Annotated in this window: 7 protein-coding genes; 3 read left to right on the top strand and 4 right to left on the bottom strand. The window is 75.4% G+C overall.

Annotation, left to right across the window (positions count from 1 at the left end):
* Nucleotides 1-52: 52 nt before the first annotated feature.
* The 3 genes from ABZ342_RS16810 to ABZ342_RS16820 form a co-directional block, all read right to left on the bottom strand.
* On the bottom strand, nucleotides 53-2,176 hold the full coding sequence (locus ABZ342_RS16810) for an AfsR/SARP family transcriptional regulator (RefSeq protein ID WP_360473645.1): 2,124 nt from the start codon (nucleotides 2,174-2,176) through the stop codon (nucleotides 53-55).
* A 362-nt stretch (nucleotides 2,177-2,538) separates the two neighbouring features.
* Nucleotides 2,539-2,940: a hypothetical protein gene (locus ABZ342_RS16815; protein ID WP_360473647.1), complete on the bottom strand. Its 402-nt coding sequence runs from the start codon at nucleotides 2,938-2,940 to the stop codon at nucleotides 2,539-2,541.
* Nucleotides 2,937-3,863, bottom strand: a complete 927-nt coding sequence (locus tag ABZ342_RS16820) for a universal stress protein (RefSeq protein ID WP_360473649.1) — start codon at nucleotides 3,861-3,863, stop codon at nucleotides 2,937-2,939. Before ABZ342_RS16820 ends, ABZ342_RS16815 begins: the two co-directional genes overlap by 4 nt.
* A 130-nt stretch (nucleotides 3,864-3,993) precedes the next feature.
* Between ABZ342_RS16820 and ABZ342_RS16825 the strand changes: the two genes are divergently transcribed.
* Nucleotides 3,994-4,953, top strand: coding sequence for a TIGR01777 family oxidoreductase (locus ABZ342_RS16825; RefSeq protein WP_360473651.1), 960 nt, complete (start codon nucleotides 3,994-3,996; stop codon nucleotides 4,951-4,953).
* A gap of 39 nt (nucleotides 4,954-4,992) precedes the next feature.
* Here the strand turns inward: ABZ342_RS16825 and ABZ342_RS16830 are convergent, their stop codons facing one another.
* Nucleotides 4,993-5,901: a helix-turn-helix domain-containing protein gene (locus tag ABZ342_RS16830; RefSeq protein ID WP_360473653.1), complete on the bottom strand. Its 909-nt coding sequence runs from the start codon at nucleotides 5,899-5,901 to the stop codon at nucleotides 4,993-4,995.
* A 219-nt stretch (nucleotides 5,902-6,120) separates the two neighbouring features.
* Between ABZ342_RS16830 and ABZ342_RS16835 the strand changes: the two genes are divergently transcribed.
* Nucleotides 6,121-7,080 carry an alpha/beta hydrolase gene (locus ABZ342_RS16835; RefSeq protein ID WP_360473655.1) on the top strand — a complete coding sequence of 320 codons (960 nt, stop codon included), beginning with the start codon at nucleotides 6,121-6,123 and terminating at the stop codon, nucleotides 7,078-7,080.
* Between the two features lie 67 nt (nucleotides 7,081-7,147).
* A complete protein-coding gene (locus ABZ342_RS16840) occupies nucleotides 7,148-7,819 on the top strand; it encodes a phosphogluconate dehydrogenase (protein WP_360473673.1) in 672 nt (223 codons plus the stop codon).
* Nucleotides 7,820-7,826: the final 7 nt, after the last annotated feature.

Raw genomic sequence — 7,826 nt, forward strand, 5'->3', positions numbered from 1 at the left:
GGTTCGATCCGGCTCCTGACCGGACGAACCCGGTCCGCGAGTCGAAACCCTTTCACCGGGCCGGTTCCCCGAACGTCCGAGCCTCTTCCTCGGCCGCGGCCAGCTCGCTCGCCGCCGCCGTCGCGTCCCCCGGGCCGCCGCGCCGGGCCAGTGCTTCCGCGTGGCGGCGGCGGGAGAACACCACCGCCGGCCAGTGGGCCAGGGCCAGGTTGTGCTGGACCGCCGCCCGCAGGTGGGCGACCGCGCGGTCCAGGTCGCCGGTCGTCAGGGCCGCTGTGCCCAACGGGTAGTGGATCGAGCCGAAGCACGCGATGGCCAGGCTCGCCATCGCCGGCAGGTGGCCGAACGGGCGGAGCAGCTCGGAAACCCGCGTCGCCGTCTCCGCGTCGCCCAGCAGGTAGGCCGTTTCCGCCACGCCGCACAGGGAGATCAGCCACGTGCTCGACCGCGGCAGCGCGCCCAGGTCCTCGCCGCACAGGCGGGCCAGCGCTCCCGCGGCCGTCCGGCGGTCGCCCGACGAAGCGGCCGCCACGGCCAGCGCCGCGTAGTACGAGTTGTCGATCGGGCTGAGCGTGGGGGAGTGCATCAGCCCGTCCAGCACCGGCACCAGCTCGCCGAGCCGGCCCTGGAACCACCGGATCGCCACCAGCTGCGCGCCGTACCAGCCGAGCGCGTCCAGGTCACCGGCCGCCTGGCCGAGCTCCGCGCAGGCCTGGGCCCCCTGCTCGGCCTCGCGGAACCGGCCCGCGCGGATGGCGAGCATGACCTTGAGCGCGTCGGCGACGAACCCCGCGGCCAGGTGCTTGCGCGCCGCCAGGAGGTCGTCGAGTTCGCCGAGCCGCCGCTGGGCGTGCGGGTCGCCGGCCAGGAACAGGTCGACGGTGTCCCACAGCACGCCCATCACGAGGTCGGTGCGCCGCCCGGACCGCCCGCTCACCCCGACCAGCTCGGTGGCCAGCGCGTGCCGCCGGGCCGTGTGGTCCGGGCCGAGCAGGCAGTGGTGGGCCAGGCTCAGCGCCTCGGCGTGCGCGACCGGGTCGCCGGCTTCCCGGGTTTCCGCGGCGATGGCGAGGATCCGGTCGTGCGTGACGGCCTGGTAGTCCTCCTCGCCCGCGAGCCGGGTCCGCAGCCGGCGGGCCACGGCCGACGCCGGGTCCACCTCCGCCAGCGCGTGCCGCAGGCGGGTCAGGAGCAGCTCCGACGCGGCGGCCGTCCGGTGTTCGTGCACCCACACCCCGCCCAGCCCGAGCGCCGCGCGGGCGAGCGCGTCGGCGTCCCCGGCCTGCTCTGCACGGCGGTAGGCGGTCTCGAAGTGCTCGCGGCTGGTCCGCAGGTCGCCGTCCTCCAGCAGGGCGTGCTCGCCGGCGGCCAGCGCGTCGTCCGGGACGGTCACCACGGTTCCGGGCCGCGCCGGGAGCAGGCCCGGGTCGTGGGCGAGCACCTGCCGGTGCACCTGGGCCAGCACCGGCGAGGGCTCCACGCCGGACGCGGTGATCAGCCCGTGCCGGGCCCGGCGGAACGCTTCCAGCGCGTCGCCCTGGCGCCCGGCGCGGTAGAGCGCCGTCATCAGCTGACCCCACAGCCGTTCGTGGCCGGGGAAGGCGGCGGTCAGCGACTCCAGCTCGGCGATCAGGCCGGTGTCCTCGCCGGTGGCCAGGTCGGCGTCGATCCGGTCCTGGACGGCGTTGTGGCGCAACCGTTCCAGCCGCAGCCCCTCGGCGCGGAGCGGCTCGACGCCGGGGAATTCCTCGTACGCTTTCCCGCGCCACAGCGCCAAAGCCGCGGTCAGGCGCTCGCGGGCGGCGGCGGGTTCACCGGCGGCGAGCGCGCGACGTCCTTCGGCGGCGAGCTGCTCGAACCGCGCCGCGTCGAGGGCCTCGGGGGCCAGGCGCAGCACGTAGCCCGGCGAGCGGGTCAGGATCAGGCGGCCGTCCACGGAACCGCGCAGCCGCGACAGGTACGTCCGCACGGTCCGGTCCGCGTGGTCGGGTGGCCGCTCGCCCCACAGCGCGCGGCCGAGCGCGGGGACGCTCACGACGCGCCCCGACTCCGCCGCCAGCACGGCGAGCAGGGTCCGCAGGCGCGGCCCGCCGACGTCGCGCGGCGCACCGCCGATCCGGACCTCGAACGGTCCCAGTACTCCGAGGTCCACCCCGCCGGTGGTGTTCCCGACCATCCCCGCCCCTCTGCCGCGGACGCGTCCGCGCTCAGGCGTACAGGAGCGGGGTCGGCCGCGCGAGATACGTCGACAGGATGGAAAAGCCGCGACGGTTAAGTGTCGATCGACGGCGGCCGGACCCGGCCGCCGTCGATCAAGGGACCCGCGGCCGTCGGTTGTCCGGGCGGACGTCCGGGAAACGCACGATTCGAGGCCCGGCCGGGGGTTTCCGCCGTCGCGGGGGCGGGTGCCGCACGGGTGGCGACCGGTGCCGTCACGGGTCCCTCGGCCGCCGGGAAAAGCACTACTTACGGCCGTCCGCACCAGGGCGACGGCGAGCAGGACCGCCCGCGTGCGCCTCCTCGGTGGCCCGGTGACGCCTACGTGATCGGCACGGTGGCGACGCAGGACGTCGTGCCGTTGTCGAACGTCGTGGCCGCGGTGCCCCGCGCGGTGGCCGGGATCGCGAGCCCCGCCGGCAGCGACGCGGTGCCGTTCGTCGCCGGGCCGATCCGGGTGTAGACGGTGTGCGTGCCCAGCCCGTCCTGGTAGGAGATCCGCAGCGACTGCGTGCCCGAGTCGCCGATGTACGGGCCCGACGTGGTGATCGAGCCGAGCGGGTGGTGGTAGCCGCCGGAGGTTTCGTACCGCAGCGTGAACGTCCCGCTGAACCCGGCGGCGTGGCAGACACTCGTGACCTGCTTGACGTTCGCCGCCTGTGCCGGGGCCGCCAGCGTCGTGGCCAGCATCGCGACGAGCCCGGCTCGCACCACTGTCTTCATCTGATCCCTCGCTCTCGGTCGGGGCCATCCTGCCGGATCGGGCTTCCGTCCCGCTTCCCTCCGGAGGCGGTGCGGACGAGCAGGACCGGGCACGCCGCGTGGTGCAGCAGCGCCTGGCCGGTGGACCCGAGCAGCAGCCCGGGGAAACCGCCGCGGCCGCGGTCGCCGAGGACGACCAGCTGGGCGGACCCGCTGCGCTCGATCAGTTCGCGCCGCGGGTGGGCGTGGACGACGACCTGCTCGACCGCGAGGTCGCCGAGGTCGTGGTCGTGGAGCCGTTCACCGAGCAGCCGGCGCCCGGCGTCGGCGACGCAGCGCGGGTCGGGCCGCGGCGGCGGGGCGTCGGTCCAGGCGTGCAGCACGACCAGCGGTGCGCGGCGGACGCGGGCTTCGGCGAGCGCCGCCGCGAGCACGCGGGTGCCGGCTTCGCTGCCGTCGATGCCGGTGACGACCGGGCGTTCGCCCGCGCCGGGCTCGTCCCAGCTGTCCCCGCGGACGACGACGGTGTCGCAGCGCGCGTGGGTCCCGACGGCCGCGGCGACCGAGCCCGCGAGCAGGCTGGTGAGCCGCCCGTGCCCGGCGGAGCCGACGACGAGCAGGGCGGCCGCCCGGGACGCTTCGATCAGCGCCTGGGCGGCGCGGTCGGGGTCGAGCCGGGTCGTCGCGCCGGGAACCCCTTGCGCGGCGGCCAGTTCCCGCGCGATGCGCAGGGCTCGCCGGCCGCGGGCGCGCAGGGCGTCGACCATCTCCTCCGGCGGCGGCACGACGCCGCCCGTGAGCAGGGCCGGGACGTCGAGGGCGTGCACGATCTCCAGGGCCGCGTCCCGCAGGCAGGCGGTTCGCGCGGCCCACCGGACGGCGTCCAGGGACTCGGCCGACCCGTCCACCCCGGTGACGATCGGCGGCGCGGCTGCAGCGGTCATCGGCCGACTCTATGCCCGCCCGGGGCGTCCCGGGCCCGGAACGACGACGTCCTGGCCGGTGCCCAGACTATTTGAACGTGTTCAACTCTTTCGGTACCGTGATGGTGGGCGGACTGTGAAGGGGGATTTCATGAAGGTCGTGCTACCCGGTGGCACCGGGCATCTGGGGCGGGTGCTGAGCCGCCGGCTGGCCGCACGCGGGGACGAGGTCGTCGTGCTGACCCGGCGGGACGTCCCACCGGAACCGGGGGTGCGCCACGTCCGCTGGGACGGGCGGGCGGCGGGGCCGTGGACGGCGGAGATCGACGGCGGCGACGTCGTGCTCAACCTGGCCGGCCGGTCGGTGAACTGCCGGTACACCCGGGCGAACCTGCGGGAGATGTGGAACTCGCGGATCGATTCGGCACGGGTCGTCGGCGGCGCGATCGAGCGGGCCGCGCGGCCGCCGCGGGTCTGGCTGCAGATGAGCACGGCGACGATCTACGCGCACCGGTTCGACGCCCCGAACGACGAAGCCACCGGCGTGCTCGGCGGCGGCGAACCGGGCGCGCCCGCCTACTGGGCCTACAGCGTCGACCTCGCCCGGGCGTGGGAGCGCGAGCAGGAGGTGGCGGACACGCCGCACACCCGCAAGGTGGCGCTGCGGACGGCGATGGTGATGAGCCCGGAGCCCGGCGGCGCGTTCGCGATGCTGCTGCGGCTGACACGGCTGGGCCTGGGCGGCCCGGTCGCGGGCGGGGCCCAGTACCTGTCGTGGATCCACGAGGACGACCTGGTCCGCGCGATCGACTTCCTGATCGCGCGGGAGGACCTGAGTGGCCCGGTGAACCTGGCGGCCCCGGAACCGTTGCCGTACCGGGACTTCCTGCGCTCCCTGCGCGAGGCGGCGGGGGTCCGGTTCGGCCTGCCGGCGACGAGGTGGATGGCGGAGATCGGGGCGTTCGTGCTGCGCTCGGACACGGAGCTGCTGCTGAAGAGCCGCCGCGTGGTCCCAGGGCGCCTCCGGGACGCGGGGTTCGGCTTCGACCACCCCGAGTGGGCCGGGGCGGCGGAAGACCTGCTCCGGGGTCCACTGAGGACGGTCGGCTGAGGTTGTGGCCCGCCGCCACCGAGCGTCCTCAAAGGACGGTCAGCTGACCGCAGCGTTGTCCCGCAGCCGTCTCAGCATCAGGGCGAGGTGCAGCCGGAACCGACCCGCAGGGGAGTCGACCTCGAAGCCGAGGACCGCTTCGGCGCGGGCCAAGCGGGCCGGCATCGTGCTGTGGTGGCGGTGCAGCACCGCCGCGGCCTTGCGGGCCGAGCCGGTCGCGCACAGCGCGTCGAGTGCCGCCAGGGTGTCGTCGCCGTGGGCTTCGGCCGCGAGCCGGTCGAGCGCTCGGACGTCGGGCAGCTCGGCGAGGTCCGGCCCGTCGAGCCGGCCGGCGAACGCGACCAAGCTGCCGAGCCGGTCCCACCACACCACCGGCTCGGAACCCGCCGTGAAGCGCAGCGCCGTCCGGGCGGCGGCCCAGGAACGGGCCGCGTCGATGGCCGGCAGCTCCGGGCCGATGCCCGCCCGGCCGCCGTCCGGAAGCGGGCCGGGTACGGCGTCCAGCAGGATCGCGCGTACCCCGCCCAGCTGCGCCGCACGTCCGGCGAGCCCGTCGACGCCGGTGCCCGCCAGCACCCGGAACCGCGCCGCCGGGGAGATCCCCAGCAGGTGCAGGGCCCGCGACCGCTCGGCCGTCCCGGCGTCCTCGGACAGCACCAGCTCGACCAGCGCGGGGTCGCCGAGCTCGGGCCGGGGCACCCCGCCCTGCTCCAGCAGGATCGCGGTGGCGATCGCGAACCGTTCCAGCAGCATGTCGTCGAGCGGAGCCGGTGCGCCGCCCCGGGCCACCCACACCTCGACGCCGCCCTCGAGCCGGCGGACGGCCGCTCCCGCCGGCGCCGTGCCGGGCGTCGTGACGCCGTGGCCCGGTTCCGCGCGCAGCGACAGGCCCTGCCCGGGCGCGTGCACGCCGACCGGGCAGCCGGCGAGCTCGGCCGTGCTGCCCACCAGCGCGTCCAGGCCGGCGTGGCCGGTGATCAGGCGATCGAAGAACCCGGATCACCCGCACGGCGTTCTCGGCGTCGGCGTCGAGCCCGGACAGGCGCAGCAGCAGCCCCTTCATGCCGTCACGATAGGCGCGGCCGCCGCCGGATGGCGAGCTTCGGAGCGGCAACGCCCGCCGCGTGGCGGTGGCCGGGACCACCTCCGGCGGCCCAAGATCGGGGCATGACCTACGCGATCGATCCCGAGCTGGTGCCCTGGCTGGACATGCTGCCGGCCGTGACCCTGACCGACTACGAGGCCCTGGTCGCCGCGCGCTCCTCGATGGGGGAGCTGGGCGAGGTCCTGCCGGCCTACGAGCCGGCGAACCCCATCGACGTCCGCGATACGACCGTGCCGGGGCCGTCGGACGCGCCGGAGGTCCCGGTGCGCGTCTACTCCCCGGCGAACCGCACCGGCGCGGTGCCCGGCCTGCTCTACATCCACGGCGGCGGGTTCGTCCTCGGCGACCTGGACATGTTCCACGCGTCGCTGCTCCGGCTGGTCGACGAGCTGGGCATCGTGATCGTGTCGGTCGATTACCGGCTGGCGCCGGAGCACCCGTTCCCGGCGCCGGTCGAGGACTGCTACGCGGCTCTGCAATGGGTCGAGGCCAAGGCGGCGGAGCTGGGCATCGACCCGGCGCGGATCGGCGTCGGCGGCGAAAGCGCGGGCGGCGGCCTCTCGGCGGCGGTGGCGCTGCTGGCCCGCGACCGCGGCGGCCCGGCACTCTGCTTCCAGTACCTCGGAATCCCGGAGCTGGACGACCGGCTCGACACGCCGTCGATGCGCGCGTACACCGACACGCCGCTGTGGAACCAGCCGAACGCGGTGTTCAGCTGGACCAGCTACCTCGACGCGGAACCCGGCGGCGACGACGTTTCGCCGTACGCCGCGCCGGCCCGGGCAGCGGATCTGGCCGGGTTGCCGCCGGCGTTCGTCACGACGTGCCAGTTCGACCCGTTGCGGGACGAAGGGATCCAGTACGCGCAACGCCTCGCGCACGCGGGCGTGGCGACCGAGCTGCGCCACTACCCGGGCACGTTCCACGGGTCGGGGATGGTCGAGACGGCGGCGATCTCCCGCCGGATGTTCGCCGACGAGGTCGACGCGCTGCGCCGCGGGCTGCGGGTGAGCGTGGGCTGAGCCGATCGTGAGCGGAAAACCGGGTTCCAACCCTGTTTCCCGCTCACGACCACGGTAGGAAGGGAGCATGAAGACTTCCGTCGGGTTGCTGCATCCCGGAGCCATGGGCGCCGCCGTCGGGGCGGTGCTCACCGCCCGGGGGATCCGGACCTCCTGGCTCCCCGCCGGCCGCGGCCCCGCGACGCGCCGCCGGGCCGAGGACGCCGGGCTCACCGAAGCCGAAGACCTCGCCGGGTGCGACGTGATCCTCAGCATCTGCCCGCCCGCCGCCGCGCTCGACGTCGCCCGGAGCGTCGCCGGGTTCACCGGCGTCTACCTCGACGCCAACGCCATCAGCCCGCGGCACGCGACCGAGATCGCGCGGATCCTGGACAAGGCGACCGTCGCCGACGGCGGGATCGTCGGCCCGCCGCCGCGGCAGGCCGGGACCACCCGGCTCTACCTGTCCGGGCCCGCGACCGCCGTCGCACCCCTGGAAAGCCTGTTCGCGGGCACCGATCTCCGGCCCGTGGTGCTGGACGGCCCGGTCGGGACGGCGTCGGCGCTCAAGCTTGCCTTCGCCTCCTACAACAAGCTCACCTTCGCGCTGGCCGCGCAGTCCCACGCCTTGGCGGAGCGCCACGGCGTCGGCGGCGAGCTGCGTGAGCTCGCCAGCGAACACACGGCCAGCGGCAACAGGATCGCGACGACCAGGCCGTACTGCGCGCCGTACGCGGCGAGGACGCCACCGAGCGCGTAGTTCGAAC

It is taken from the genome of Amycolatopsis sp. NPDC005961, from assembly GCF_040629235.1.
Classification (GTDB): Bacteria; Actinomycetota; Actinomycetes; order Mycobacteriales; family Pseudonocardiaceae; genus Amycolatopsis; species Amycolatopsis camponoti.

Excerpts from the sequence above, each read along its gene's own strand:
- ABZ342_RS16810 (WP_360473645.1), bottom strand. The coding sequence starts at position 2,176 with ATGGTCGGGAACACCACCGGCGGGGTGGACCTCGGAGTACTGGGACCG.
- ABZ342_RS16815 (WP_360473647.1), bottom strand. The coding sequence starts at position 2,940 with ATGAAGACAGTGGTGCGAGCCGGGCTCGTCGCGATGCTGGCCACGACG.
- ABZ342_RS16820 (WP_360473649.1), bottom strand. The coding sequence starts at position 3,863 with ATGACCGCTGCAGCCGCGCCGCCGATCGTCACCGGGGTGGACGGGTCG.
- ABZ342_RS16825 (WP_360473651.1), top strand. The coding sequence starts at position 3,994 with ATGAAGGTCGTGCTACCCGGTGGCACCGGGCATCTGGGGCGGGTGCTG.
- ABZ342_RS16835 (WP_360473655.1), top strand. The coding sequence starts at position 6,121 with ATGACCTACGCGATCGATCCCGAGCTGGTGCCCTGGCTGGACATGCTG.
- ABZ342_RS16840 (WP_360473673.1), top strand. The coding sequence starts at position 7,148 with ATGAAGACTTCCGTCGGGTTGCTGCATCCCGGAGCCATGGGCGCCGCC.